This window comes from Alphaproteobacteria bacterium, from assembly GCA_040216735.1.
Classification (GTDB): Bacteria; Pseudomonadota; Alphaproteobacteria; order SHVP01; family SHVP01; genus CALJDF01.
Genome location: JAVJOO010000004.1, coordinates 71,382 through 97,625 on the forward strand (window position 1 = coordinate 71,382; position 26,244 = coordinate 97,625).

Below are 26,244 nucleotides of genomic sequence, written 5' to 3' on the forward strand. Positions count from 1 at the left end.
ATGATCAAAGGTCGACATGTTCTGTTTGGGCTCTTGGGGGGATTTGGGGTCATCCTGATTGCAAATGGCGCTTTCGTGTTTTTTGCGACAACGACATTTCCCGGGAACGAAGTAGACGACCCCTACCGGCGCGGACTTGCCTATAACGAGACCCTTCAGGCCGACCGCGATCAACGGCTTGGCGGGTGGCGGGCGACGGTAGCCGCGAACCACACAGGCATCGAGATCGACCTCGAAGTTCCAAACGACCTTGCTCTGACCGGGTTCCTCCTGACCGGCGCTGTCCGGCGTCCTGGCCGGCCCGATCTCGACCGCGACGTCGTATTCGAAATGGGCGCGAATGGGCGGTATCGGAGTGCCATCGATCTAGCACCGGGTCGGTGGGAGGTTCAGGCGAGCGTAACCGATGCAAATGGGAACGAACTCTTACGCTTGCGCGAAACGTTCGGCGTTCGGAGCCGCTGATGTCGCTTACGGCAGTTGTTGATCCTTTGGTACAGCCAACAACCGTTACGCTTGCGCCGGACTCCCATGATTCGTTCGTTGTTGTCCAGGACGACGGGAGCCGATCGCTCTCCGCGTTCGTGCGCAACATCGTCTGCGCTGCATGCGTTCAGCGTATCGAGCGGGTGCTTCATCGGGCGCCCGGGGTGGTCGAGGCGCGCGTCAACATGACAACCCACCGCCTTCATCTCCGCTGGGATCCTTCGGTGACGGGTACTCAGTCGTTGCTCGACAAACTGGAAAGGGCAGGGTACCCGGCGGTACCTTTGCTGGAAGATTTGCGCGCCGACGGTGCGCGCGCAGATCGGCGCCTACTGCGCTGCCTAGCGGTTGCCGGTTTTGCGGCCGCCAACGTCATGCTTCTCTCGGTGGGCGTCTGGGCCGGTTTCGACATGGGCCCCGCCACCAAGTCGCTTTTGCATTGGGTTTCCGCGATGATCGCGATGCCCGCTGTCGCCTATGCTGGCCGCCCGTTCTTCTATTCGGCGGTGACGGCTTTGAAGGCTCGGCGCCTCAACATGGACGTGCCGATCAGCCTCGCGATTCTGTTGGCCGTGGGTCTCAGTGTCGTTCAGACCCTAGCGGGCGGCGACCAGGTCTATTTTGACGCGTCGGTCTCGTTGCTTTTCTTCCTATTAATCGGGCGGTATCTCGACGGTCGCGCGCGCAGCAAAGCACGGCAGGTCGGCGAGCAGTTGTTGGCGCTCTCGGCGACATCGGCGACGGTCATTGAGGACAACGGCGCGCGACGGGTTCTACCTGTGGCACACATCGAAAAGGGGATGCGCGTCGAGGTTTTGCCAGGGGACCAGATACCGGTCGACGGTAGCGTTCTCTCCGGACGATCGGACGTCGATCTCTCGGTGGTAAACGGCGAAACGGTCCCGCGAGCCGTCGGGCCGGGCTCGGAGGTTTTCGCGGGGACGGTAAACCGAACGGGTTCGCTTGTCGTTGCAGTGAGCGGCGCAGGCGAGAACACGTTGCTCCAAGAAATTGTTCGCCTCATGGAGGCGGCGCAGCAGACCCGTTCCGGGTATGTCAGGCTTGCCGACCGCGCCGCTGCGGTCTACGCGCCGCTGGTCCATGCGTTGGCGCTCGTTGCGTTTGTGCTCTGGGCCTTTCCGTTGGGATTTGGCGCCGAGAGAGGGCTGCTCATCGCCATCTCGGTCCTCATCATTACCTGCCCGTGCGCGCTCGGCCTTGCGGTTCCGGTGGTCCAGGTCGTCGCCAGCGGTGCGCTGTTTCGGCGCGGCATTTTGCTCAAAGAGGGCGACGCGCTCGAACGGTTGGCGCAGGTCGATACCGTTGTTTTCGACAAGACCGGTACTTTGACCACGGGCGATCTCAAGTTAGCAAACGCCGATTTAATACCCCACGAGGATCTGGTTCTTGCGGCGCGGCTTGGTGCCGGGAGCCGGCATCCGTTAGCCCGTGCGATCGCGCGGTTTGCCGAGAACCGGGAACCGTTGGAGGTCCGAGAGGAGCCCGGTATGGGCGTCGAGCATACCGGCATGGCAGGAACAGTTCGTCTCGGTAGCCGGATCTGGTGCGAAGTGGACCTCGCGGTTGTTCCATCCGGCCCGGAGCTATGGCTTCGGCGAGACGACGGTAGGCTCACGCAGTTTTGTTTTCACGACACGCTCCGCGAGGACGCCGTCCAGGCACTGCAAGAGTTGCGCAAGGCCGGGCTCGACCTTTCGATCCTGTCTGGCGACACAGCGCCAGCGGTTGAGATCGCGGCCCATGCGTTGGGGGTGAGCGACTGGCAGGCCGGTTGCCGGCCTGACGAAAAAATTCGTGTGCTTCAGGAACTTGCGGCCGAGGGTCGCAAGGTATTGATGGTTGGCGATGGCCTCAACGACGCACCGTCGTTGCGGACCGCATATGTCTCGATGTCGCCGGCGTCGGCGATGTACTTGAGTCAGACCGCGGCCGATCTCGTGTTTCAGGGTGACGGGTTGGCCGCAGTTCCCGTCGCTATCCGCGTGGCCCGCCAATCGCGACGCCTGATCCTTCAGAATTTTTCACTGGCCGCGCTGTACAATGCGATTGCGGTGCCGTTGGCTGTTGCCGGTCTGGTTACACCGCTGGTCGCCGCCGTGGCGATGTCGTCGTCGTCGATCGTCGTGACAGTCAATGCGTTGCGGTTGCGGACGAGAAACGGGCATGCGAAATGACCGTTTTGTTGATCCTTATTCCTGCGGCGTTGTTCCTGGGCCTTCTCGGTCTAGTCGGGTTCCTATGGGCGTTGAATTCAGGCCAGTTCGACGATCTCGACCGGGCCGCGCATAGCATCCTCATGGAAGACGACGACGCACCGACGGAGGGCTAGTCGGCGACCAGCGAGCGGTAGGCATGCCATGTGGCGTGGCCGATCAGCGGGAAGACGAAGACGAGACCGACATAGAACACTACCATCCCCGATACGGTCAGCACGACGATCAACCAAGCCCAGAGCATCATGGGGGCAAAGTTCGTCCGTACCGCTTTGATGCTCAATAGCATTGCGCTGACGGCATCGGCGTCCCGGTCCAAAAGGTAGGGAACGGCTATGGCGCTGATCGCAAACACGGTAAAGGCTAGGACCGCGCCGACCGCCGTGCCGATCGCGAGGAACGCAATACCGCGCACGGTGAGAAGCAGGCTGGGGATGAACTCCTCAAGCGGCGGGGCCTCGAGTCCGTAGAAAACCGCGAAGAGGAAAAACGCGAGATAGATCCACGCCATCAGGAAGAACGTCAGGGCAAAGCCGAAGTAGGCTAACTGCAACGGCGACCGCGGTCGCACAACATAGGTTGTGATCGACCCCACATCGAGACCCGCCTCCCGGCGGCGGCTGGCCTCATAAAGACCGATTGCGAGAATTGGCGCGAGTTGCATAAAGCCGGCGGCAAAGGGGATCACCAGGAACAGGGTGTCGAAGAAGATCAGGCCCGCACTCAGCGCGTAACTAAGCATCAGCACCACGAAGCCGTAACCGAGGCTAATACCTGGATTTGCTCTCAGATCTTGCCAGCCCGCGGCAAGCCACTGCCATGGCTCGGTCATAGCGATTTTTTTGACCTGCGGCATAGAACTAGTGTGAGCGACGTCGACCATCGGCACCTCCCTGGTGCGGCATCATAGCGGCCCAGGGGGGACAACCGGTTGACTCAAGTCAAGGGGCTGGTGTGCCGGCCCCCGGCTGGGCAAAGATGGAACCCTTCCAGGAGGATGCATGAAGCTATTCTATACGCCTATCCCAAATATGATCCACAAGGTCCAAGTCGTTGCCATAGAGGCGGGCGTTTACGACCGGATCGAGCGGATCCCGACGAATCCGTTCGACCGCGATCCGGCGCACATCGCCGCGAACCCGCTGGGTAAGGTACCGACGTTGCTCCGCGACGATGGGTCGCCGTTGTACGGCGGTCCGGCGATCTACGAGTATCTCGATTCGCTCCACGAAGGGCCAAAAATGTTCCCGCCGCACGGGGAAGCCCGGTGGACGGCGTTGCGGAATCTCGCCCTTGGCGATGGGTTGTTCGATACGGCGGTATTGCGCGTGGTAGAGCTGAATCGCCCTAAGGAATACGTCCTCAAGGCATCGTTGGACAACCATGCGGCGACGATGGCCCGTTGCCTCGATACACTCGAGGCGGAAGTGCCGTCATTCGCGGGCTTCACCGTAGGGTTAATTTCCATCGCTTGCGCCTTCATCTACCTCGACCGTCAACGGGCAACGGGTGTGCTCGACATCGATTGGCGTACAGGGCGTCCAAGCCTCGCCGCATGGTTCAAAGGGTTCATTGAGCGGCCATCGTTTCGATTCCACGACGACGGTTTTCGCGAGGCCTGGAACGCCGGCGACAAATCCTCGCGTACAGGCTTTCCCGGCTAGGCGGACGCCGCGGCTTCAACGCCGCTTGCCGGGATGGGGCGGCCCGCCGCGCGCATCAGTTTTTCGAGAGCGGCGAGCAGGACCAGGACATTGTTGATGCGGCTCGACTCGCCCATCAATCCGATGCGCCAGATCTTACCGGCAAAGGGACCGAGCCCCGCGCCGATCTCGATCCCATAGTCGCGGAGAAGCGCGCCGCGCGTCGCGGCATCGTCAAGGCCTTCGGGAATGAATACGGTGTTGAGCTGCGGCAACCGGTAGGCAGGGTCAACCAGGAACGCGATGCCCATGGCTTCCAATCCGGCGCGCAGGGCGTTGTGGGTGCGGGCATGGCGCGCCCAGGCCTGTTCGAGGCCTTCTTCCTCGACCATCGCCAGCGCTTCGTTCAAGCCATACAACGCGTTGACCGGCGCGGTGTGATGGTACGAACGGCCGCCGTCGCCGTCCCAGTAGGCCAGCACGAGGTTGAGGTCGAGAAACCAGCTTTGCACTTTGGTCTTGCGCGCTTTGACAGCCGCGATGGCACGGTCACTGAAGGTGACGGGCGACAAGCCGGGCGGGCAGGAGAGGCATTTCTGGGTCCCCGAATACACAGCGTCTGCGCCCCACGCATCGACCTCCAACGGTATGCCGGCCAGCGAGGTGACGGCGTCCATGATGACTATGCATCCCGCATCGCGCGCGATCTTAGCCAACAATGCGGCGTCCGAGGCAACCCCGGTCGAGGTCTCAGCATGGACGAAGGCCACAACTTTGGTTGCGGGATGTGCCTTGAGTGCAGCCCGCAGTTTGTCGGGGTCGACCGGTTTACCCATGTCGTCGTCGACCGCGACGACGGTCCCGCCGCATCGTGCGACGTTCTCTTTCATGCGGCCGCCGAACACGCCGTTCTGGCACACGATGACGGTATCCCCAGGTTCGACCAAATTAACGAAGCATGCCTCCATGCCGACCGACCCCGGACCCGACACCGGAAAGGTGACGGCATTTTGGGTGCGAAAGACGCGCTTCAATTGGCCTTTGATCCCGTCCATCAGAATCTGAAATTCCGGATCGAGGTGACCGATCGTTGGGCGAGCGCCAGCGGCGAGGACGCGCGGGCTGACATCGGAGGGGCCGGGGCCCATCAGGATGCGGGGCGGCAGGAGCGGGGCGTTGTGGCGAGTGCCGGTCATGGGGTCGAACCTCGTGGAAAGATGGGGTGAAACGTGCCGTTTAGCTGCGGTCTTGTCTACCCGACGCCAAATCCACCCAAGCAAGGCAGAGGGCAGCAAAGGATGGCTTGGACCGGAAACCTTTGCCGGCGATCTCAGGCGACTGGGCTTCCGTCCGCAGGTCGCGCGACGCATCGTCTTTCCCTGACAGCGCCAGCTGCGCTCGCCTAGACTACGCGCTTGCGGTGGCGCCGAATAGGTGCCCGCGACGGAGGCGCGCCGCGCCTTCGCAGATCGAACGGAAATGGTGACGAGATGGGTGCACACGACATCGCCTATAACTTGGGCGGCAAGTTCGAGGAACGCCAAGCTGGCCTTGCAACAGGGCCGCTGAAATACTTCGTGGGCGGCTCGGGCCCGGCACTCGTTCATCTGCACGGCGGGGGCGGACTGCGGGTTAGCAGCGCGCTGCAAACCCTCACCGAAACGTTTACCGTCTATATGCCGGTTACGCCGGGCTTCGATGGCACCGCGTTCCACGACCAAGTGAATTCCTTTCCGGAACTGGCGGAAGTCATGTGGCGGTTCGTTGACGATGTCGTCGGCGCACCGTGCGACATAAGCGGTCACGCCTTCGGCGGGCGCCTGGCGCTGTGGCTGGCCGCGCTGCACGGCCCCAAGCTCGGTCAGTTCATTGTCCAATGCCCGTCGGGATTTCGCGACGGCGGCCCGAACGAGTTGGACCCGAAAGCCTACGCCAAGGCCCTCGTCACGTTCCCGGACCGTGTCCCCGACGAGAAGAAATCCGATGCGATCAAAGGCGCGAACCGCACGGCAGGCCATTGCTACAATGCGCCGGGCAAAGGGGTGGTGGACGACTCGGTGTTCCGCGACCAGGACTTGATTGGGCGGCTCCCCGACATCACCAACCTAACTCTCCTTCTGCAGGGAACGCTCGACGGCGTGCTGCCCCACGACACCGTGCAGTTCCTAAAGGAGAAGCTGCCCCGATCCTATTTGGTCTACATCTACAACGCCGGTCATCTCATGGACATGGACGAACCGGTGCGCTGGACCGAACTAGTGCGCGACTTTTTGATCCGTGGCGATGCTTTCTTGGTCAACCAGGGCGCCGCCAATGATTCCGGGCGACCGCAACAGGTTCTTTAGCCCTGCCTGGACCGTCGCGCCGGGCTCTCAATACCGATCAGCAGGTCGCTTCGGCTGGGCGTAGACAGCAACCTCTTCCGGGACCATGACTCGGTGAGGCGGGTCGTGCCGGAACGGCTCGTCGAGATCGTAATAGTCGACTGTCAAGCTGCCGCCTTCGGTGCGGCTGAGAATGATCGCACCGGTCTTCGTCCCGTACGGGCCGTGCAGGACCTCCGGGGGCCTCCAAAAATAGGAGCCGGTGACTAACAAGCCGGTGTTTCCCGACATTTCGCCCCACACCATGTAGCACTCCTGGACGACCGGGTGGCTTTCGACGCGTTTCTCGCGGTAGGACGGAATAACGCCCATGAGCCAAGTCTGATCGCCCGTAATTGGGTCGGTGCGCAGCAATTTCTTGCGCGAACCCGAACCGGCGATTTCCGGACTGTTAACCCCCGCATAGTCGACGTCCCACCCGTCGCCGTAGAGCGACTGACGCGGCACATGGGCGCGGGCATCGTAGTCGATCGCGCCGTCGAGCGCGTCGGGTTGGGCCGAGAAAAACGTTAGCGCTACGGCGCCGTCGGCGGCCGCTGCGGTTTGCCGGGGGAAACCCTTAGGCAGGCAGGTGTAGTCGCCGGGGCCGTAGGTCTCATCGTTGATTGTGATGCTGCCGTCGAGGACGAAGATCTCCTCTTCCGCCGCCAAACGTTCGAGCGCGTCGCGCCGCCACCCTTTGGGATACTGAACCAGCAGGCTCACAGCCCCGGTTCTGCCGTCGCGGCTGAGCAATTTATGGGCGACGTCCGCTCGGGCGCCCGACAGCGGTGCAGGATCCCACGGCATGTCCGGGGCGTGGATGAATTCGACAAGCGGGCGGCTCATGCGGTGGCCTTTGCATAGGGCCCGTCGATCAGGCGCGCAGCGAGGTCGGGCGGGATCAAACAATCGGGTGCGGCGACCAAGTCCGCGGTGCCGCTGCCGGTTGCCTCGAAGGCGAGTGCGCCGTCGTGGCTGCGGATCAAAAAGACGCTGCCGGTCCGCGCTGCCATGGGAACGCGCGGCGCCCCTTTTGGGCGCCAAATGTACGCACCCGGTCTCATCGTCCCGCGACCGCTGAGCACGCATTCGCCGGCGAGCAGGTAGAATTCGGCATCGACGGTTTGGGTTTCGATGGTCGAGGCATGCCACACCGGCGGATAACCGGCGATCAGCGTTTGTGCGCCGCTTGCAGGGTCGGTCGCGAGCACCCGCGCCCTTGCCCGGTGTGCGGCGAGATCGAGGCCGTGCGCCGGTTCGGCCGGCGGCCAAATCGCCGAGAACACATCCGTGCGGGGTACCCAGCGTTTGTGCTCGAAGCCGTCTGCCGGCGATACTTCGGCTGCGGTGTAGAACGCCAAGGCAACGCAACCTTGGGCCGCGGTCGCGCGGTGCCGCGGAAAGCCCGCCGGAAGGCATCCGTAATAGTCGGCCGGAAAGGAAACGCCGTTAAAGTTCACCGCACCGTCGAGTACATAGATTTCTTCATGCAGGGTGCACGGGGGTAGGTCGTTTGCGACCCAGCCTGCTGGAAAGCGCAGTAAGGCCGTGACACAACCGGTCTCGTCGTCACGGCTGAGAACGCGATGAGTCACGCCCTTTAGGTGTGGGAAAAGGGTGTCGGTCTGCCAGGGCAGCCACTGCGTCTGGATGAATTCGGTGTGGGCGCGGGTCATGGTGTTGCTCGGTCCTTCGTAGTCTAACAGACGAACGGATCGTTGTTCGAGAGGCGTGGTGCGCGATGCTGGTGGGCGTGACTCAACTGACTGCTTTCAATCTCGGTCGAGAAATCCTCGCGTCATATCGGCCAAGTCGGCAGGAATGACGTCGAACATGCCGTGCCCCTGATCGGGCAGGTCGATCCACTCGACCGGCGCTATCAGGTCCTTGGCGCGTAGCATCGTGTCCCACAAATCGTCGCGTGGCCGGACCGCGAGAATCGGTTGCGTCAGGCGGGGCAACACAGCACGCGTGTCGTGGCGAAAGACCGCGCGGGCGCCCCACCACGCGCGTTCGCCCGCACGTTGTTTTTCGCTAAAAAAGCGACGGAGCGTGGCCAATTCGACCCCAGGGCCGCGCCAATGAAGAAGGCGGTTCCATTCCTCGACCAAGCTGGAGCCATCCTCTTTGAACGGAACCGGCCACGGCGTTTTTCAAACGCCGCGCGCTCCTCGGCGCTGAAGACGGGGATCCCGATCAGGATCAGGCGACGAACCTGGTCGGGCCGCAGCAAGGCGAGTTCTGCGGCAATCAACACGCCTGTGTGGTAGCCCAGAAGATCGACCGGGCCGTCCAACCCTAGCGCATCGATGACATCGCCCATCGCGTCGGCATAGTCCGCAATTTCCGGCGGCGCGGCGGGGGCATCGGATTCGCCAAAGCCCGGCGTGTCCGGCGCGACCGCTAGGCGATCGCGGCCCATCTCGCCCAGGAACCGCGTGAAGTTGCTGCCCGCGTTGGGGCTTTGGTGGAAACACAATAGGGGCGGGCGCTGCGTCCCCGGATCGACCGGGCCCGCTTTTCGTAGGTGAATCTGCCCAAAATGCCCGTCAACAAAGGCGCGGCGCACGGATGCGGCGGGGGCGTTGGCGATCGTCGCGCTCATTGCCGAAATCATAAGCCGCCGTCGCCGCAGGCGGCAGACCCAACGCGATTTTTATTGCCGCCCGGTTGGCCGTTGCCTAGGTATAGGGCCGTCGGGGAGTAGCGCAGTCTGGTAGCGCATCTGCTTTGGGAGCAGAGGGTCGCTGGTTCGAATCCAGTCTCCCCGACCATTCTTCGACACCCAGTTGCACGCTGCACGGCTGTCCGCAAGCTCCATTCCCCCGCTGGGCCGTTGGCGGGTTTAGTCAGTCGCGGGTTCCGCGCTGCGCCAGAGCTGGGCTAATAGCCACACGGCGGCCAGCCCATCGACAATCACGATGCCCCACTGGATGGTACTACCGAGGGACGCCCCCTGCGCTGCGATTGCCAGCGAGACTATTCCGCCGATGAGGGCCACCAGGAAACCTACATAGGTAAACCAACGCCATCCGCGCAGGAGGCCGATTCCGGCCACAACATGGACTGCAATGCCCAAAACGCTGCCTGCGATGGCGGGGCCACTCGGGATCACCGCTGCAGCGAAGTGCAAAACCGCTGCCACCGTCATCAGCGCTGCAGGAATGCGATAGGGTCCGGACACACTCAACATATCGTCAATCCTTTTGCCTCGGCTCATTGGGTTGGGCACGGCATGCCAGCGACTCCCCAGGCCAGCACGTCGTTAACATGGTCCTGGAGACTATAGGGCGCAGGCTCTCGGCCACCCCCGGGGTTCCAGGCCCATTGCAAGATGACATCGTGATCGAGATGGTTCGCGATTTCGAGGAAGGTGCGGCCACCGTTTCGTTCAGGGTCGCGCAACTGGTTACACACCTGTGCGCTTGTTTTGCCGAACCATTCAGCCTCTACGGGCGCCAACTGCCACTCCATAGCAACTTGCGGCGGGGCGTGTGGCTTGGGATCGGGGGCGCCCGATCGCGGTGCGTGACACGTCACACATGTAAGTGTTTCTGCGCCGAAGCGGCTTTCTCCGGCGTTGATATTCATGCCGTGCGGTCGGGTTCGTCCGTAGCTCGCTCCCGACCACATCGGTCGATTGTCGGCGCCGACATGGCAGTTCGAGCAGCGCGGGTGCGAGGTGACCTCATAGATCCGCGCCCACGCGTCCAAACCCTGAGCTTTGCTAACCGAACCGGCTTTTGGTGGCACGATCGTCACGACTTCGTCGGCGCCAAAGGCGAGCGTGGACAGGCAGGCAGCGAGCGCCGCCGCGAAAAAAAAGCCTTTCATTTGCCGGTTCAAACGAAATCGATGTGTTTGTTCATCGGCATTTCGCGAATCCGGATGCCCGTGGCGGCGAAGATCGCGTTAGCCAGCGCGGGCGCCGCCGGCGGGACGGGTGGCTCGCCGATACCGCGCACATTGCGGGCGGTCTCCAACCCACGCACAAGGATTTCCGGGCACTGATAGAGCCGCATGCCCTCGTGGGCGTGATAGTTGGATTGCTCGGCTATTCCGTCGGCATAGGTAATTTCGCAGTTGATCGCATGGCCGAGCCCCCAGACCACGCCGCCCTTGACGTTGTTGTCGAAATTGATTGGGTCCACAATCGTCCCGACGTCGGCCGCGACATAAACCTTATCGACCTTGATTCCTTTGTCGGTGTTGGTGACCTCGATTACCTCCGCGCAGGCTACGCCGAAACTTTCCACGATCGCGATGCCGCGCCCGCGGTTCGGCTCCAGAGCCGTCCCCCAGTTGGACATCTCCGCTACCGCCTCAAGAACGCCCCGGGCAATATCGTGGTTGCATAGCCGCAACCGTTCTTCCATGGGATCGGCGTTGGCGGCGTGAATCAGCTCGTCGAGAAAGCCCTCGGCAAAGAAGCCTGCGGTTGAAGCGCCCACCGACCGCCAGGAACTGGTCGGGGCCAGTTCTGGCACGCGGTAGCCCCGGACCCGGAGATTCTCTATCGCGTAGGGCATGTTCCAGGCACCCGCGGGGATCTGCGTGTCCGGCCCCGGAACGGTTTGGCCCAGGCGCAGGCTTTGGGAGGTGGCTGCGGACACTGTTGCAATCGAGATATCCGCGGTGCGCACGCGGCCGTCGGCCACGGCGCCGGCCATTCGGGCCATGCCGATCTGACGCGGAAAATCGTGGGCGAAATCCTCTTCACGCGAATAGGTCAGTTTGACCGGCGTCCCCTTCATTTGACGTGCAATCTCGGCCGCGTAGCGGACGTTCTCGAATTCCAGCCGATGGCCGAAGCTCCCGCCGACATACTGGTTGTGGAGATGGACGTTTCCCGCCGGAAGCCCAACGATATCGGCCACAATATCTTGCGCGAACCGTGGCAGTTGGTGCCCGACCCAGATGTCGGCGCGGTTGTCGGTCACCAATACGAGCGCGCCGATCGGCTCAAGCGGCGCATGGGCCACGTAGGGCGCACGGTACTCGGCCTCGACCGTATCGGCGGCGGACGCGAGTGCCCCAGGAACGTCGCCGTCGTGACGCCATTCCTTGTCGAGTCGCGCTTCGGTGAATGAGGCGGCAACCGACGCCCAATGATCCGATTGCTCGGCGGGATAGGGGGCGGGACCCCAGTCGAATTCGATCGCTTCGGCGGCCTGGAACGCGTTCCACGTGTTGTCGGCGAGGACGGCGACCCCGTTGGTCACGGGCACGATCTTCTGAACACCCGGCATAGCTGCCGCTGCTGTGGCGTCGTAACTGTTGAGGGTACCGCCCTGGCGCGAGTTCACTTTGACAGTGGCGTTGACCATGCCGTCCATCGTGAGATCGATCCCGAAGATCAGGGTCCCGGTCGATTTCGCGACGATATCCAGCCGCTCCATCGGCTTGCCGATGAGGCGCCACGTTGACGGATCGCGCAGTTGCACATCCGTAACCGGTTCGATGAGCGCCGCTTCCGCTGCCAGATCGGTGTAGGGGATGCTGGCACCGTCGGGCAGGCGCACATGGCCGCTTTCGGTGCTGAGCAGGTTCACCGATAGCCCTTCGCGGCGTGCGGCGGCAAGTTTCAGAGTCTCGCGGGCGACCGCGCCGGCCATACGAAGTTTGTCAAAGCTGTCTGCCATTGTGGTCGAGCCGCCAGTTCCTTGGATACCCATGACTTTCACGACGGCACCAAGGGCCGAGCGCACGGTTTCGGCCTGGAAACTCCGATCGCTTGACATAAACGGCGCACCTTCGGCGGCGAAGGCGCCATTGAAGTAGGCTGGGGAGGGTATGCCGGGGTCGGTTTCAAACTGACCGAACTCAAGGTCCAGTTCTTCGGCGATCAACGCTGCCTGGGAGGAGCGAACACCCTGCCCGAGGTCGGTATGCGGACCGATCAACGTGATCTTTTCTTTGCTGATCTTGACCCAGGGATTGAAGGTGGCCTCGTCCGGGCCCAGATCGACTGCAAGCGGATTGTCGTGGGGCTTGGCAATCATATAGGTACCAAACGCGACGCCACCGGCAATTGCCACCGACCCAATGAGGAATGTGCGGCGGGTAACGGTGCGCAGTTTCCCCATCGCTAGGCTCCCACTTTTTGTGATGCGAGGTGGATCGCCTCGCGGATGCGGGGATACGTGCCGCAGCGGCAGAGATTGCCCGACATGGCCTCGTCGATATCGGTGTCGCTCGGTTCTGGGTTGACCTCCAATAGCGCGACGGCCTGCATGATCTGTCCCGATTGACAGTAACCACATTGCGCCACTTGCTTTTCGATCCAAGCGGCCTGGACCGCGTGGAGCGTTTCGGGTGTGCCGAGCCCCTCGATGGTGGTGACGTCGACGCCTTCCAGGTCCGCCGCCCTAAACTGGCAGGATCGCATCGCGATGCCGTCGAGGAGGACCGTGCAGGCGCCGCATTGGGCGATGCCGCATCCGTACTTGGTGCCGGTCAATCGTAGTTCGTCGCGTAGAACCCACAGAAGCGGCATGTCCTCGGGAACATCGACCTCGTGGGGTGTCTGATTCACGGTGAAACGAATTTTCATCGACTATTACCCTCGGTTTTGTCGCGTCCTGCGGGACGTTCGGAGACAGCCACCCGGCGACGTCCGCACTTGAGGAGATAGGTTGGGAGCTGATAGCGTTCCATCAACTTGCAGATTGCGCCAACTCTATAACAATTTGCGCCATAGGCTCCCACAACCTAGCGCACCCGTGGCCGGAGATTGCAGTGCGGTGAGAGGAACCCAATGACGCAGACCCTGTACCGCCGCTATCCCATCGCGGCCGCAATTAGGCGGGCCTGTAGCGTGTTGCAGGTATCCGAGGCCCGTGTGCTCGCCAGGGCGGGACTGAGTCCCAAGTTCCTAGGGGACGAGGGCCGCGGAGTTGACGGTCGTACCTTCTATGCCATTTGGCGCGCGTTCGAAGCCGAGGCGGACCGACCGGACTTTCCTCTCCTCATGGCGCGCGGTGCGGTCCAGGGACCGTTCACGCCGGCGCTGATTGCGTTTTCTTGCAGCCCCAATCTGGTAGTCGGGGTCCAACGACTTGCGGTTTTCAAACCGATTATCGCGCCGGTCGCGCTGGACATTCGGCGAGATGGCGATTGCGTCACGGTCGACATCGGGTCGAGCGAACCCAATGCACCGATGCCGGCTTCGATGTCGACCTTCGAGGCCGCCTTTTTTGTTGAGTGTGCGCGAGTCTTCACCGGGGTCAATGTCGTTCCTGTGCGTGTCGATCTGTCTGACACTGGATTTGCGACGGACGCGCTCCGGGCGTTCGTGGGCGGCCCGATCGCGCACCACGAGCACGCCCGACTTGTATTTGCTTCAGAGGATGCTTCCAGGCCCTTCATCTCAGAAGACACTGCTTTTTGGGAGGTCATGGAGGGCGAACTAATGCGCCGCTTGATCGACGGGCAAGAAGGCGGTGCAATTGTTACGCGCGTTCGCAACGTTCTCATGGCGACGCTGGCGTCGGGCGAATCGTCGATCGACATGGTTTGCGGGCGGCTGAACACGAGCCGGCGAACTTTGCAACGCCAATTGCAGCAAGAAGGGTACAATTATCAAACGATCCTCGATGAGACGCGGATCGAACTGTCGCGCACCTACATCCAACGCGGCGACGTGAGCGCGGAGGAGATCAGCCATCTACTGGCCTTTCGAGACCCGAATTCGTTCTACCGGGCTTTCCGCAGTTGGACGGGGATGACGCCTGCCGAGGCGCGCAATGCGGCCCTCAGTGCGGAACCTTGAACCCGTGGCCGAGTTCGCGCTTTCCGACGGTCCAATCGGGGGATTCGCATGCCGTGACCGCGAACGCGCCAAGAACCAGAAAAAGCGTAAGACGAAGAATGCGCATACGCGATCCTAGCAACTTGGGGTCGGGACACAAGACGGCACTGGGCGTGGCGCTGCGGGGCAGCGCCGGGCAAGGCTCTAACGCACACCGGGTTGGCGCGGGTTAGGGCGGCGTGGTACCACGGCAGGGTCTTTTCAGCCCAAGGGGGTGGGGCCCATGTTCACAACTCGTCCGGAGATCCAAGGCACCTTTGGCGCGGTTGCGTCGACCCATTGGCTCGCGTCGTCTGCGGCGATGGCGATGTTGGAGCGCGGTGGCAATGCCTTCGATGCGGCGGTGGCCGGCGGGCTGGTGCTGCAGGTCGCCGAGCCGCACCTAAACGGGCCGGGCGGCGAGGTGCCGATCATCCTGTACAGCGCCAAGGAAAAGCGGGCGCGGGTGATTTGCGGTCAGGGCGTCGCGCCGGAGGCCGCGACCATCGAGCGTTTTCAGTCGCTCGGACTCGACATGGTGCCCGGTACCGGGCTGTTGTCGGCGGTGGTTCCCGGCGCATTCGATGCCTGGATGACGTTGTTGCGCGACCACGGCACCATGACCTTGGCCGAGGTGTTCGAAATCGCGCTGGGCTATGCCGAGCACGGCGTCCCGGTCCATGGAATGGTCACAGGCACCATCGATTCGGTTGCCGAACTTTTCACCACTGAATGGAAAAGTTCGGCCGATACCTTCATGCCGGGCGGGAAGACGCCGCAACCCGGTACGCTCTTTGCCAACAAAGGTATCGCCAAGACGTGGGCGCGGCTGTTGCGCGAGGCCCACAGCGCGGGCGCCGGTCGCGACGCGCAGATTGACGCGGCGCGCCGGGCATGGTCGCAAGGGTTCGTTGCCGAGGCGATCGACGAGTACTGCCGCAACACTGAGGCCATGGATACCTCGGGCGAACGGCACGGCGGGTTGTTGACCGCAGACGACATGGCGGGCTGGCAGGCAACCTACGAAGACCCGGTCGCCTACGACTACCACGGCTACACCGTGCTCAAGACCGGTCCCTGGGCGCAGGCGCCGGTGTTCTTGCAGCAATTGGCCTTGCTGAAAGGGTTCGATATCGCAGCGATGGACCCGGTCGGCGCCGACTTCGTCCATACCGTCGTCGAATGCGCCAAACTCGCCTTCGCTGACCGCGAGGCCTATTACGGCGATCCCCATTTCGCCGACGTGCCGATGACCGGGTTGTTGTCGGATGGCTACAACGACGGCCGCCGTAAGCTGGTCGACGGCGAGGCATCGATGGAACTGCGCCCGGGGTCGGTCGATGGCCGTAATGTACGGGTAGGGCAGGCGGCTGCGACAGCGGCTGGTGCGCCTGGTGCGGGTGAACCGACGGTGGCCAAGCTTGGCGAGAAGCGCGGCGACACGGTGCACATCGACGTGGTCGACCGTTGGGGCAACATGGTAACGGCGACCCCGTCGGGGGGCTGGCTCCAAAGTTCGCCGGTGATTCCGGCGTTGGGATTCCCGCTAACCTCGCGTGCCCAGATGTTCTGGATCGAAGATGGGCTACCCGGAAGCCTCGCGCCGAAAAAACGCCCCCGCACCACGTTGACGCCGACGATGGTGATGCGCGGCGACGATCCGTACCTCGCCTTTGGCACACCGGGCGGCGATCAACAGGACCAATGGCAGCTCATTGCCTTTCTGCGCCACGTGCACCATGGCATGAACCTGCAGGAGATGATCGACCTGCCGTCGTTCCATACCGAACACTTCCCAAGTTCTTTCTACCCGCGCGCGGCAACGCCGGGGCGGGTGGTGCTGGAAGACCGCTTTTCCAAAGCGACGCTGGATGAACTTACACGGCGCGGCCACCTGATCGAGGCGGGCGATGCCTGGTCCGAGGGCCGCCTATCGGCGGTGTCCCGGCGCGATGGGATGATCCGCGCCGGCGCCAACCCGCGCGGCATGCAAGGGTACGCAGTCGGACGCTAAACCGTCGCCGCGCCGTCGCGCCACGAGGGCAAAATGATGGCATGAAAGGTGGCCGCCTTGGCCGCTTTTCGCGCTAGGTTCCCTCGATCAATCGTGCCCGAAGGAGGTCTCCATGGCAGACGACAATCCCAGCATTTTGTCCCACGTGTCGGTCGGTTCGGACGACGTCGATCGTGCAGCGGCGTTTTACGACAAGGTTCTTGCCCCGCTGGGCTGCAAGCGGGTCATGGCTTTCCCCGGTGCGGTTGCCTACGGCAAGGCGTTCCCGGAATTCTGGGTGCAAACCCCCTTTGACGGCGGCAAACCGGAAACGGCCAACGGCGTGCATATCGCGTTTGTGGCGCCGGACAAGGCGGCAGTCGATGCGTTTTACGCCGTGGCGATGGAACTGGGTGCCCGCGACGACGGCAAACCCGGCCCGCGACCGCAGTACAGCGACGCCTACTACGCTGCCTTCGTGCGCGATCTCGACGGCCACAAGATCGAAACCTTGTGGTGGGATGAGACCAAAGCCCAGCCTACGGACTAGGGCTGCACCAGGCCGCCTGAAAGCTGCAACACCTGGGCGGTCATATAGGCCGAGGCGGGCCCGGCCAGGAACAGCGCCGCCGGTACGATGTCCTCGGGGTCGGCAAAGCGGCCCAGCGGGATGCCTGCCGTGGTCACACCGGTGCGCAGACCGTGCGGGCCGATGACCTCGCCGTCGACGATCTTGACCTTGTTGGTGACGCCGCCCGGTGCGATGACGTTACAGCGCACGGTCGGCGCGTTCTCCACCGCTAGGGTCTTGGTCATGCTGATTAGCCCGCCCTTGGCGGCGGCGTAAGAGCCGACGCCCTTAACGCCGCGATAGGCGACCCCCGAAGCCGTGTTGACAACCGCGCCGTCGCCGCTGGCGTGCAGCAGGGGCATGGTGTGTTTGCAAAGGAGAAACGCCGAGCGCAGGTTGCGGCTGATCACCTCGTCCCAGCTCCAGGCTTCCAGTTCGGTCAGCGGCGCCGGTCCGTTGCCGGCCCCCACTAAGTTGATCAGCGCGTCCAGCGCGCCCCCGGTCTTTGCCGCGATTTGATCGACGGCGGCTTGGACCGAATCCTCCTCGTGGGCGTCCATCGCCACGAAGGTGACGCCGGGCGGACAGGGTTTGGCGTCGTAGGTCGCCTGCATGTCCAGCACGTAGGTCTCAAGGTTGGTGGCGACGCACCCTTCGACGATCGCCGAGCCGATCCCGCCGCAACCGCCGGCGACGACAACCTTGGCGCCCTCCGGCGGGCCAAGCCGGGCGTAATCGTAGGTTCGCGCTGCGCACATCGTTTCCTCCCCAGGGTTCGTTTTGTCGACTGTAGCGCTGCGGCTCGGCCGCCGCGCGGACACCTCGGTGCGCGACCGGTGTGCGGGCAGGGCACGCGCCTTAGAATTCGCGGATGTAGGTCGCGGGCGATGTCGAAAGATAGGCGGCAACGCAAATCGCGACGTTGAGCCGGGGTCGCCGGTCCTGGAACAACAACGCGGTGGCCTGCACGCTTTCGCCGCGCGCCTCCGCGCCGCGCAACAGGTCCTGGCGCAGCATTTCGCACGGATCGAAACTCGCATAGCGAAACCCGATCAGGGTGGCGATCACGATGACGATGCCGAGGGCGATCAGGCCATAGGTGGCTTGGCGGGAAAGGGCGACCACAGGGCGTCAGATCCGGTTAAACATTCCCAGATTGGTACAATGCCCGGGGCGGTGTGGCCAGCCTTGCCGCTTGAATTCCCGGCGATCTAGGGCTTTATTGCGGCGTCCATTGAGGTGAGAGCATGAAAGCCCGCATTTTCCAGCCACCCAAGAACGCCATGCAATCCGGCCGTGCCAATACGCGGCGCTGGCGCCTGGAATTCGAGCCCGGCAGCGCCCGCGAAATCGAGCCTCTTATGGGGTGGACCAGTTCCGCCGATATGACCCAGCAGGTCTCGCTCTCCTTCGACACCAAGGAAGAGGCGGTCGCCTTCGCCAAGAAACATGGCCTGACCTACCAGGTGACGGAACCAAAGACCCGGACCGTCCGGCCCAAGAGCTACGCCGACAACTTCAAGGCCAACCGGGTCGCCTGACCCCCGGCCGTCCTCCAAGCGCCGATCCCCCGGGGTGACACCGGGCTTGCGCCGCCCAAGCCCCTAGGTCTAGCCTTCTGTCCTTACTTGGACAGGAGGGGCCCATGCCGGTCAACGCCACCCACGCGATGTTCCCGGACGCATGGCACGACGAACAGTCGCGCCAGCATTTTATCCGCAGTCTAAAGGTTCATATCGCGCAAGACGTGATGCCGGGGAACAAGACGCTGTTCGACGGCCCGGTCAAATCGCGCTTTCGCAAGACCCACGGCCGCGACATCCAAACCCGCAAGGAAATGCGCGAGGAGCTCGGCAAGGAACCCTACAACATGCTGTGGAGCGCGATGCTGCGCACCAGCCAAGAAATGCTCTACGACACGGTGCGTCCCAGCATCGAACGCCAGTTGCCGGAACTGAATCAAAAGGCGAAAAAGTTCTCGGGCAAACACGGCTCGCTGCGTCTCGATCCGGATCTCGCGATGCCGCGCTACCACACTGCCGTCGACATCCACTCCAAACCCGGCGCGTACCATACCAACGTGACCGAGGAGGGCGACGTCGTCGCCGGCGCGGAATACGACCGCACCATTCACCTCTATTTCATGGGCCAGGCTGGGCCCAACAACGACGATACGGGCGTGTCGACCGGCAAGTGGCTCAAGCAGCGCTTTCCGAACTTCAAGCCCAAGCGCATCCTCGACATGGGCTGCACCATCGGCCACGCCAGCGTGCCCTACGTCGATCACTTCCCGGAGGCCGAGGTCCATGCCATCGATGTCGCCGGCCCGTGCGTGCGCTACGGCCACCACCGCGCCGACGCGTTGGGCAAGGCGGTCCATTTCAGCCAGCAGAACGCCGAGCACACCGACTTCCCCGACGGCCATTTCGATCTGATCACCAGCCACCTGATGTTCCACGAAACCTCGGTGAAGGCCTCGCGGGCGATCATCAAGGAATGCTACCGCCTGCTCAGCAAAGGCGGGATCATGCTGCACGCCGATGCGCTCGGCCGCGGCGAGCTATACAGCAAGTACTTCGTCGAATGGAACGCCCACTTCAACGCCGAGCCCTATCTCGGCACGATGCAAGACGAAGACTGGAAGGCAATTTCGGTGGCCGCTGGCTTCGATCCCAAAACCTACTTCGAAGACAGCGCCCCCAGCGCCTACGTCTCGCGCGCCGACCGCGGCGAAGGCAAGGGCTTCGGCCAATACAACGTCTTCGGCGCGGTAAAGTAGCCCGCTCCCGACCGACGAGATAAACGGGCGGCCCCAGTGCCGCCCGTTTTCACGCCTAGCGCCCCTAGCGCCGCCGCACTCCCACAACCCCGCCCACGTCATCCTGAGCCGGGCCGCCGCGCGGCCCGAGTCGAAGGGCCGGAGCAGAAGGGCCGTCGTCCTGAGCTGGGCAGCACAGCGACCCAAGTCGAAGGGCCAACCGTTTTGGCGGTCGCCGCCGGTTCGTGGTAATTGAAGACCGGGCGCCCTTAGCTCAGCTGGATAGAGCAACGGCCTTCTAAGCCGTAGGTCATAGGTTCGAATCCTATAGGGCGCGCCAATCTTTTCAGTGACTTAGGCTCTTCGCGGGGTCTTTTTTCATGTTGGGTGTGGTTAGCGAAGTTTTTGCTGTTTTCTAACGAATTCCAAGAGCTGTCAGCGTCTCCACGCGACATCGATGCAACATACGTTGCTGCAACGCTCGCAATTTTGGGGGAGTCCTCGGGAGTATAGGGCGGAGCCCCTCCTGCAGGAATCTGCAACCGCTCGTGAGTCTCCACCCAAAGGGTAAAACCCGTATATATCCTGGGTGAGGGTGCCACTGATCATTAGCACTAGCTCTTCAAGGTTGTTTCCGTCTAGCGTTCGGAATGCGGAAGCCACCGGTCCCGGAGAACGAAGCAAACCGACTACGCGACCTTGAGCGTCATGCCGTTCTCGATACCGCCCCAGAGGCCGATTTCGATCGCATCACGCGAATCGCGAGCAAGGTTGTCGGGACCCCGATCGCCCTAGTGTCGCTGGTCGATGAGAGGCGTCAATGGTTCAAGTCACGAGTGGGCTTGGACGCAACGGAGACCCCTCGTGAGGTTGCATTTTGCGCACATGCAATCGCTGGCACTGAGACTTTTGTCGTAGGAGACGCCCTTAGCGACGAACGGTTTGAGGACAATCCGCTCGTCACTGGCGATCCCAATGTCCGCTTCTACGCAGGCGCGTTGTTGACCTCATCGAATGGAAACAATCTCGGTACGCTGTGCGTGATCGATCGCGAACCGCGGACCCTGACTGAAGATCAGCGACAGATACTCGAAGACCTAGCCCATCTTGTGGTTCGCGAGCTGGAGCTGCGAAAGGCCGCTTCAATGGACCATCTGACCGGTGCTGCCAACCGCCGGATGTTCCTGGAAACTGCACAAGGAGAGTTCGTTCGTGCACGACGCTACGGTCGGAACCTGTCAGCGATTATTTACGATCTCGACCATTTCAAGCTGGTCAACGATAAGCATGGTCACATATCAGGCGATGAAGCCCTGAAGGTGTTCGCGGGCGTTTGCCAGGACCAGATTAGAGAGCAAGACTACTTTGGACGCCTCGGGGGCGAGGAGTTCGGCCTCTTGCTGGTAGAGACCGCTGGCGAGCAAGCGCTAACTGTCGTCAACCGCATGCTCCGTGAGCTCAGCGCTGTTTCGATCAGAGCAGAAGACCGGACCTTTTCGATTACAGCGAGTGCAGGTGTTGCTTCTCTGCGCGACCAAGACGAAACACTGGGCGACCTTATGATCCGAGCGGACAAGGCACTTTATGATGCCAAAGAGAAGGGCCGCAATCAGGCGGCCCTAGACTCCTAGATCGCTCTATTGCCCCGTCAACGACCGATTCCATTGCGATCATTGAGGCTAACAGGCGACCGAGGGATCATCGATGAAGATGCATGTTCTTTCTGGTGGCCGCGTTCGGATGTACAAGCACATCTATGTGCCGTCCTCATCGCCCGAAGAGACGGTCGAACTCCCGGTGGCCTGTTACCTGTTTCGCCATGCGCACGCCAATGTGTTGTTCGATACTGGATGCCACCCAAACGTCGCCGCCAACCCGGAAGCGCGGTGGGGGGAGATGGCGCGGGACATCGTGCCGGTAATGCCTGTCGGCGATCACCTTCTCAACGAACTCGGCGCCATGGACCTAGGTCCGGAGGACATCGATGTTGTCGTGAATTCCCACCTTCATTGCGATCATTGCGGTTGCAATGAGTTTTTCACGCGCGCCGCGTTCTACGTACATGCGGACGAACTAGAAGCGGTGCGCCAACCAAGGTCGGAAGGTCGGGGCTACTTCAGAGCCGATTGGGATCATCCAATGCCGGTCAACGAGCTCACCGGCGAAACCGACCTGTTAGGCGACGGGTGCCTGACGCTCCTGCCGCTACCGGGCCACACGCCCGGCCAAATCGGTCTGCTCGCGGAGCTTCCGACCAGCGGCGCCTACCTTCTCGCGTCAGATGCTCTGCCGATGGCGATCAACCTGGATCCAAGTATCGTGCCCAAGAACAATTGGAATGCCGAACGCTACTTGCACTCGTTGTCGGAGATTGCCCGTATTGGAAAATCCGGCGCAACGGTACTCTTCGGGCACGACGAGAAGCAGTGGGGCGAGTTGCGCGGGAACGGTGGCACGTTTGAATAGGCGGGTCGCTAGCAAGGCGACGAGGCTAAACGTGCTGTAGCGCGAGTGGGCCGGTTCATTGACTAAAGGTCGAGTGCGATGTCGAGGCGAAAGGGAAATCCATGGCGCCTAGTTTTGAGCAGGCCAATGTAAGCCACCTCTTTCGCTACCCAGTAGAGAGCCTAGGGGCGGAAGTTCTGACCTCGGCCTCTCTCGCGCGGGCAGGGCGCTAGAAGTTCCCGGGCGCGTACCCCTTGGGGTAGGTGCGGTGCACCCAGTCGATCACGCCGGGGTCGTTGTTCACCTGGCGGCAGAGCTTTCGCAATTTCGGAAAGGGCGCGAGCAGGTCGGTCGGCAGATGATCGATGGTGCCCGACGTCAGCCAGCCGAACAGGCGCCACGCGGCGATGTCGGCGATGGTCAGGCTGTCGCCGACGAACCAATCGCCGGTGTTCCGCCCGAGCTGTTCTTCGAGGAAGCCGATCTTCCGGGGCAATGGGCCGGCGGCCAGGTCCAACCGCATCTGCTTTTTCTTCGCGTCGTCCTGCTCCGCGTTGGCCGGGCCGAGCAGCACGGTGATATCGGTCGCCATGTCGATCACCTGGTCGACCAGCGCGGCGGCGACCATATCGGTCGGGTAAAGGCCTGCGAGCTTGCCGCAAATCCGGCTGATGCCGCCGGTCTGGGCGATGCTTTGGCCGTCCACGACTAGGCAAGGGATCTGCCGGAAGGGGATGATCGTGCCGTCGCGCAATCTCCCCGTTTCCTTGGCTTCAAGAAATTCGTCGCGGCTGATGCGCCGGTCGACGAAATCGACCTTGCCGAGATGCAGGGCGATCCGGCCGATTTCGGCGCGCCAGAACGGTAAGTCGACATAGATGAACGTCAATACCACGTGAGCTCTCTCCCTTTGTTAACGCAACCGCCCGCCGCCGATCGTCACCCGGTGCATCACGCGCTTGAACCCGTGGTAGTCGTTGATCGGGTTGTGCTGGCTGGCGTAGTTGTCCCAGAACGCGAGCGCGCCCGGCGTCCACCCGAAGCGGCAGGTAAATTCGGGGCGCGCGAGATGCCGGAATAGGAACTGCAGAAGCGGGTCGCTCTCCTCGGGCGTCAGTTCCTTGAACCGTTCGGTATGCGCCGAATTGACGTAGAGCGCCTTGCGCCCGGTACGCGGATGGACGATGACCGCCGGGTGTTCGGCGACGAACTGGGTGGGCGCGCCGCCCTGGCCTTTGACACTGTCTTCGCGGGTCTTCGTCACCTCGGCCTTGGCCGAGTTCTGCACGACGGTGAGCGTCTCCAAATAGGTTTGCAGGCTCGGCGACAACGTCTCATAGGCGAGGTGCATATTGGCGAACAACGTGTCGCCGCCGTAGGGCGGCAGGGCGACGGCATAGAGCAGTGCTCCCATGGGCGGCTCTTCGAGGTAGGTTGTGTCGGCGTGCCACAGCCCGCCGAAGTTCACGCGTTCGTCCGGGTTCTTGACGACGGGGACGACCGCGTCCGTGCCGCCCAGCCCCTTGACCATCGGATACGGAATGAGCGGCCCGAACCGTGCCGCGAAGGCCGCCTGACGTTGGGGTGTCAAATCCTGGCCGCGGAAAAAGAGGACATGGTGCTCGTTCAACGCGCCGGTGATCTCAGCGATCGCCGCGTCCGAAACGTCGGTCGAAAGATCGACACCGGAAACCTCGGCCCCCAGCGCCCCGGCGATGCGTTTGACCTGTATGTGCGTGTACGCCGAAAACGACTTCGGCGGTTCCCAATCGCTCAACATAACCGGGTCGTCGCTCCCACATCGGGGTTTTGCAAAGCGGTGCACACTTACTATTGGCGCCAGCGCATCATCCAGGCGCCGCTTTCTAAGCTAATGGAGGCGGGGGGCCATCGTAAAGCCGGGGCTCCGCTCAGGCGAACGCCTTCACCCCGGTCGAAGTCGTGGATCCGCGTGCCCCTGTGCGGTCTTGTCGCTAGCGCCGCGCCTTCTTGCGCGCGGCGGACTTCGTAGCCGGCTTTTTCTTGGCGGCGCGCTTCGGCTGCGTCTTCTTCGCCGCCGTCTTGCGGGCGGGCTTCTTCGCCGGCGTGCGCTTGGCCTTGGCGGCCTTTTTCGTGGCCTTCTTCGCCGGGCCCCGGATGTACTTCCGCATTGCGGGATCGTCGGTGGCGCCGAGAATGGCGCCGCGGTCGTCGGCGACGTAGGAAACGCTGTCCGCCCGCGTCGACTTGCCCATCGTCTCCGCGAGCTGGGCTTGCTCCTCCAGGATTTGGAAGACCCGGGCGATGAGGTCGTCGCGCCGGGCAACGCGCTCGGCAGCGACCTCATCGCTGGCGCGGTAGGCTTCGACCTTCTTGCGCGCGACCAGGCCCGCTTCGTCGAGCAAGCGCTCGAGCGTGTCGTGACGTTCGATTGCGACGGACAGTTCGCCGGTCAGTGCGATGATCATCGCCATCAAGTGGTCGATGGCGGGATCGCTGAAGAACTGCGGTTTCGGTCCGCGCGACCGGCGCGGTAATTTGACCGGATCAGCCATGTCATGGGTCCTTGTGGCAAGCGGGTGGCGTCAGGGCGGGCGCGCCGGCGCTGGGCCGGTCCGCCCGGTCGTTCAGGAACGTGCGTCTATTTCCAGGCGCCGAAGGAGAACCAGGCCTGGCCGTTCGATACCTCCGGCGGGACCTTGTCGCCGCGCACGCAGGCCTCGAACAGCGCGTCCGGCCAGGTGCCATAGTTCGGGGCACGGAACTGGATGTAGTTGCCTTTCTTGAAGCCGCAATCGGTGAATAGCTTCTCGAGGTTCTGGTGGCGGAACTGCCAGTAGTAGGGCTCGTTGTTGTAGTAGGCGTCCCAGTCGACAACGAAATCCTCGTACGGACCGCTAACCTCCGAGACCGGCGGTAGTTCCTGGTTGATCATCAGGCCGCCCGGCTTAAGAACGCGTAGGGTCTCCTTGAGGATGTTCCTGGACGATTTCACGCTGATCTCGTGGAAGAAGAAGCTCGAGGTCACGAGATCGAAGGTGTTGTCCGGGAAGTCGAGCGTCTCGGCATTCTGCTGGCTGAAGTGCACCTTGCGTCCCGTTGCCTCGGCGCGCGCATGGCCATAGCGCACCATCGGCGCGCCGACATCGATCGCATGGGCTTCGGCCTCCGGATAGACGTCCATCACCGAAAACAGCTGGCCGCCGGTCGAGCAGCCGAGATCGAGGTAGGTCTTCGGGTGAAAGTCAGGATACTTGATGCGCAGCGCGCGCGCCGCGGTCGCGCCCCAGCCGCCCTTGGAGCGGTGGGCAAGGCCGCCCGAAAACACGCCGACGCCATGGTGCAGAACGGCACCTTGGGCGACGTCGTCCTTGGTGTGCTCCTCATGGAAGCAACCCGGCATGAGATGAACGTCGAGCTCGCTCACGGTTTTGGGAATATCGACATTGGGGTTGAGGCGCAGCGATCCGCCCGACGGCGTTGAGGCGGCGGCGTCCTTGGCGGTTTGGATCAGCTCGGGGAGCTTGCGCTCGACCGAGGGCTGAACGCTCCACCAGGTCATGAGCTGGGCGTTATGGCGGAGCGCGCTCCACTCCTGGAAGATAGGTTCGCCGAGCATTTCCTTGCGAATCTCGTTGCCGGTCTTGGGCTTGCGACCGTTCTTTTTCTCGAAGCGCGGCTCGACGGCGTGGTCGTAGACCGTCTTCATGTCCTTGGCGTAGTCGAGCAGGATCCGCTTGCGCAGCGTGGACACGTAACCCTGGCGCGCGAGTTCGTCATGGGTCGGTTCGACCATATCGTCGATGTTGGGCAAATTGGACATGGGGGCCTCCTCGGCGGGTTCCTGAGGGCGCTGATAACGTGGCTCACTATACCATGACGCGACGCGCCCGTTGAAATGAACCGCTGCGGCTCTGGCCGTAGAGTGGATGCGGTGCGGTTGAGATGCGTTTGCGCCGGGGTGGCCCGAGGCAACGCGC

The 26,244-nt window shown here is 62.7% G+C and carries 29 protein-coding genes and 2 tRNA genes; 14 read left to right on the top strand and 17 right to left on the bottom strand.

The genetic code is table 11. The annotated features are described in order from the left end of the window. The 3 genes from RID42_10655 to ccoS are packed head-to-tail and all read left to right on the top strand — an operon-like array spanning nucleotide 1 to nucleotide 2,836. Entirely contained in the window at nucleotides 1-465 is a 465-nt protein-coding gene (locus RID42_10655) for a FixH family protein (protein MEQ8248126.1), read from the top strand. Further along, the gene (locus RID42_10660) at nucleotides 465-2,681 is read left to right on the top strand and encodes a heavy metal translocating P-type ATPase (GenBank protein ID MEQ8248127.1); all 2,217 of its coding nucleotides are present in this window, start codon (nucleotides 465-467) and stop codon (nucleotides 2,679-2,681) included. Before RID42_10655 ends, RID42_10660 begins: the two co-directional genes overlap by 1 nt. Then, nucleotides 2,678-2,836, top strand: a complete 159-nt coding sequence (gene ccoS, locus RID42_10665) for a cbb3-type cytochrome oxidase assembly protein CcoS (protein ID MEQ8248128.1) — start codon at nucleotides 2,678-2,680, stop codon at nucleotides 2,834-2,836. Before RID42_10660 ends, ccoS begins: the two co-directional genes overlap by 4 nt. Here ccoS and RID42_10670 read toward each other — a convergent pair. Then, nucleotides 2,833-3,603 carry a DUF2189 domain-containing protein gene (locus tag RID42_10670; protein MEQ8248129.1) on the bottom strand — a complete coding sequence of 257 codons (771 nt, stop codon included), beginning with the start codon at nucleotides 3,601-3,603 and terminating at the stop codon, nucleotides 2,833-2,835. The genes ccoS and RID42_10670 overlap by 4 nt on opposite strands. A 118-nt stretch (nucleotides 3,604-3,721) precedes the next feature. On the opposite strand from RID42_10670, the gene RID42_10675 reads away from it, so the two are divergent. Next, complete coding sequence (locus RID42_10675) at nucleotides 3,722-4,384, top strand: glutathione S-transferase N-terminal domain-containing protein (protein MEQ8248130.1); 663 nt, start codon at nucleotides 3,722-3,724, stop codon at nucleotides 4,382-4,384. On the opposite strand, the gene RID42_10680 is transcribed toward RID42_10675, so the two are convergent. After that, entirely contained in the window at nucleotides 4,381-5,559 is a 1,179-nt protein-coding gene (locus tag RID42_10680) for an alanine--glyoxylate aminotransferase family protein (GenBank protein ID MEQ8248131.1), read from the bottom strand. The two genes, RID42_10675 and RID42_10680, sit on opposite strands and share 4 nt — an antisense overlap. 294 nt (nucleotides 5,560-5,853) lie before the next feature. On the opposite strand from RID42_10680, the gene RID42_10685 reads away from it, so the two are divergent. Next, nucleotides 5,854-6,708, top strand: a complete 855-nt coding sequence (locus RID42_10685) for an alpha/beta hydrolase (GenBank protein MEQ8248132.1) — start codon at nucleotides 5,854-5,856, stop codon at nucleotides 6,706-6,708. 27 nt (nucleotides 6,709-6,735) lie between these two features. Here the strand turns inward: RID42_10685 and RID42_10690 are convergent, their stop codons facing one another. The 4 genes from RID42_10690 to RID42_10705 all read right to left on the bottom strand — a co-directional run bounded on the left by RID42_10690 (nucleotide 6,736) and on the right by RID42_10705 (nucleotide 9,334). Continuing rightward, nucleotides 6,736-7,575, bottom strand: a complete 840-nt coding sequence (locus tag RID42_10690; protein ID MEQ8248133.1) for a DUF4437 domain-containing protein — start codon at nucleotides 7,573-7,575, stop codon at nucleotides 6,736-6,738. Then, nucleotides 7,572-8,405, bottom strand: coding sequence for a DUF4437 domain-containing protein (locus RID42_10695; GenBank protein ID MEQ8248134.1), 834 nt, complete (start codon nucleotides 8,403-8,405; stop codon nucleotides 7,572-7,574). The genes RID42_10690 and RID42_10695 overlap by 4 nt, the downstream gene beginning before the upstream one ends. 96 nt (nucleotides 8,406-8,501) lie before the next feature. Continuing rightward, nucleotides 8,502-8,693 carry a hypothetical protein gene (locus RID42_10700; GenBank protein ID MEQ8248135.1) on the bottom strand — a complete coding sequence of 64 codons (192 nt, stop codon included), beginning with the start codon at nucleotides 8,691-8,693 and terminating at the stop codon, nucleotides 8,502-8,504. Next, complete coding sequence (locus RID42_10705) at nucleotides 8,678-9,334, bottom strand: alpha/beta fold hydrolase (GenBank protein MEQ8248136.1); 657 nt, start codon at nucleotides 9,332-9,334, stop codon at nucleotides 8,678-8,680. Before RID42_10705 ends, RID42_10700 begins: the two co-directional genes overlap by 16 nt. A 92-nt stretch (nucleotides 9,335-9,426) precedes the next feature. Here RID42_10705 and RID42_10710 point away from each other — a divergent pair. Beyond that, nucleotides 9,427-9,503 (top strand) — tRNA-Pro (locus RID42_10710). Nucleotides 9,504-9,574: 71 nt separating this feature from the next. Here the strand turns inward: RID42_10710 and RID42_10715 are convergent. Genes RID42_10715 through RID42_10730 form a run of 4 tightly spaced genes read right to left on the bottom strand, consistent with a single transcriptional unit; the run spans nucleotide 9,575 to nucleotide 13,276 of the window. After that, nucleotides 9,575-9,922: a hypothetical protein gene (locus RID42_10715; protein MEQ8248137.1), complete on the bottom strand. Its 348-nt coding sequence runs from the start codon at nucleotides 9,920-9,922 to the stop codon at nucleotides 9,575-9,577. Between the two features lie 23 nt (nucleotides 9,923-9,945). Continuing rightward, a complete protein-coding gene (locus tag RID42_10720) occupies nucleotides 9,946-10,563 on the bottom strand; it encodes a hypothetical protein (GenBank protein ID MEQ8248138.1) in 618 nt (205 codons plus the stop codon). 8 nt (nucleotides 10,564-10,571) lie between these two features. After that, nucleotides 10,572-12,815, bottom strand: coding sequence for a molybdopterin-dependent oxidoreductase (locus RID42_10725; GenBank protein ID MEQ8248139.1), 2,244 nt, complete (start codon nucleotides 12,813-12,815; stop codon nucleotides 10,572-10,574). Between the two features lie 2 nt (nucleotides 12,816-12,817). Beyond that, complete coding sequence (locus RID42_10730) at nucleotides 12,818-13,276, bottom strand: (2Fe-2S)-binding protein (GenBank protein ID MEQ8248140.1); 459 nt, start codon at nucleotides 13,274-13,276, stop codon at nucleotides 12,818-12,820. Nucleotides 13,277-13,486: 210 nt separating this feature from the next. Here RID42_10730 and RID42_10735 point away from each other — a divergent pair, with 210 nt between their 5' ends. Beyond that, nucleotides 13,487-14,500, top strand: a complete 1,014-nt coding sequence (locus tag RID42_10735; GenBank protein MEQ8248141.1) for an AraC family transcriptional regulator ligand-binding domain-containing protein — start codon at nucleotides 13,487-13,489, stop codon at nucleotides 14,498-14,500. Here the strand turns inward: RID42_10735 and RID42_10740 are convergent. Then, nucleotides 14,484-14,606 (bottom strand): hypothetical protein, encoded by a 123-nt coding sequence (locus RID42_10740; protein ID MEQ8248142.1) that lies wholly within the window; start codon nucleotides 14,604-14,606, stop codon nucleotides 14,484-14,486. The two genes, RID42_10735 and RID42_10740, sit on opposite strands and share 17 nt — an antisense overlap. Nucleotides 14,607-14,762: 156 nt before the next feature. Here RID42_10740 and RID42_10745 point away from each other — a divergent pair, with 156 nt between their 5' ends. Then, the gene (locus tag RID42_10745; protein ID MEQ8248143.1) at nucleotides 14,763-16,532 is read left to right on the top strand and encodes a gamma-glutamyltransferase family protein; all 1,770 of its coding nucleotides are present in this window, start codon (nucleotides 14,763-14,765) and stop codon (nucleotides 16,530-16,532) included. 112 nt (nucleotides 16,533-16,644) lie between these two features. After that, nucleotides 16,645-17,061, top strand: coding sequence for a VOC family protein (locus RID42_10750; protein ID MEQ8248144.1), 417 nt, complete (start codon nucleotides 16,645-16,647; stop codon nucleotides 17,059-17,061). Here RID42_10750 and RID42_10755 read toward each other — a convergent pair. Together RID42_10755 and RID42_10760 are read right to left on the bottom strand one after the other, a co-directional pair. Then, the gene (locus RID42_10755) at nucleotides 17,058-17,840 is read right to left on the bottom strand and encodes an SDR family oxidoreductase (protein ID MEQ8248145.1); all 783 of its coding nucleotides are present in this window, start codon (nucleotides 17,838-17,840) and stop codon (nucleotides 17,058-17,060) included. The genes RID42_10750 and RID42_10755 overlap by 4 nt on opposite strands. A gap of 100 nt (nucleotides 17,841-17,940) precedes the next feature. Beyond that, nucleotides 17,941-18,207 (bottom strand): hypothetical protein, encoded by a 267-nt coding sequence (locus tag RID42_10760; GenBank protein MEQ8248146.1) that lies wholly within the window; start codon nucleotides 18,205-18,207, stop codon nucleotides 17,941-17,943. 122 nt (nucleotides 18,208-18,329) lie between these two features. Here RID42_10760 and RID42_10765 point away from each other — a divergent pair, with 122 nt between their 5' ends. From RID42_10765 to RID42_10785, 5 genes are all read left to right on the top strand, one after another. Continuing rightward, on the top strand, nucleotides 18,330-18,623 hold the full coding sequence (locus RID42_10765; protein ID MEQ8248147.1) for an ETC complex I subunit: 294 nt from the start codon (nucleotides 18,330-18,332) through the stop codon (nucleotides 18,621-18,623). 104 nt (nucleotides 18,624-18,727) lie between these two features. Further along, nucleotides 18,728-19,861 (top strand): class I SAM-dependent methyltransferase, encoded by a 1,134-nt coding sequence (locus tag RID42_10770; protein ID MEQ8248148.1) that lies wholly within the window; start codon nucleotides 18,728-18,730, stop codon nucleotides 19,859-19,861. A 242-nt stretch (nucleotides 19,862-20,103) separates the two neighbouring features. After that, nucleotides 20,104-20,180: transfer RNA gene (locus RID42_10775), tRNA-Arg, on the top strand. A gap of 310 nt (nucleotides 20,181-20,490) precedes the next feature. Next, nucleotides 20,491-21,471: a sensor domain-containing diguanylate cyclase gene (locus tag RID42_10780; GenBank protein ID MEQ8248149.1), complete on the top strand. Its 981-nt coding sequence runs from the start codon at nucleotides 20,491-20,493 to the stop codon at nucleotides 21,469-21,471. Between the two features lie 73 nt (nucleotides 21,472-21,544). After that, complete coding sequence (locus RID42_10785) at nucleotides 21,545-22,306, top strand: N-acyl homoserine lactonase family protein (protein MEQ8248150.1); 762 nt, start codon at nucleotides 21,545-21,547, stop codon at nucleotides 22,304-22,306. Between the two features lie 208 nt (nucleotides 22,307-22,514). Here RID42_10785 and RID42_10790 read toward each other — a convergent pair whose 3' ends face one another. From RID42_10790 to RID42_10805, 4 genes are all read right to left on the bottom strand, one after another. Then, on the bottom strand, nucleotides 22,515-23,180 hold the full coding sequence (locus tag RID42_10790) for a glutathione S-transferase family protein (GenBank protein ID MEQ8248151.1): 666 nt from the start codon (nucleotides 23,178-23,180) through the stop codon (nucleotides 22,515-22,517). A gap of 18 nt (nucleotides 23,181-23,198) precedes the next feature. After that, nucleotides 23,199-24,065, bottom strand: a complete 867-nt coding sequence (locus RID42_10795) for a TauD/TfdA family dioxygenase (GenBank protein ID MEQ8248152.1) — start codon at nucleotides 24,063-24,065, stop codon at nucleotides 23,199-23,201. A gap of 193 nt (nucleotides 24,066-24,258) precedes the next feature. Then, nucleotides 24,259-24,738 carry a hypothetical protein gene (locus tag RID42_10800; GenBank protein ID MEQ8248153.1) on the bottom strand — a complete coding sequence of 160 codons (480 nt, stop codon included), beginning with the start codon at nucleotides 24,736-24,738 and terminating at the stop codon, nucleotides 24,259-24,261. A gap of 167 nt (nucleotides 24,739-24,905) precedes the next feature. Continuing rightward, a complete protein-coding gene (locus RID42_10805) occupies nucleotides 24,906-26,087 on the bottom strand; it encodes a class I SAM-dependent methyltransferase (GenBank protein MEQ8248154.1) in 1,182 nt (393 codons plus the stop codon). Nucleotides 26,088-26,244: the final 157 nt, after the last annotated feature.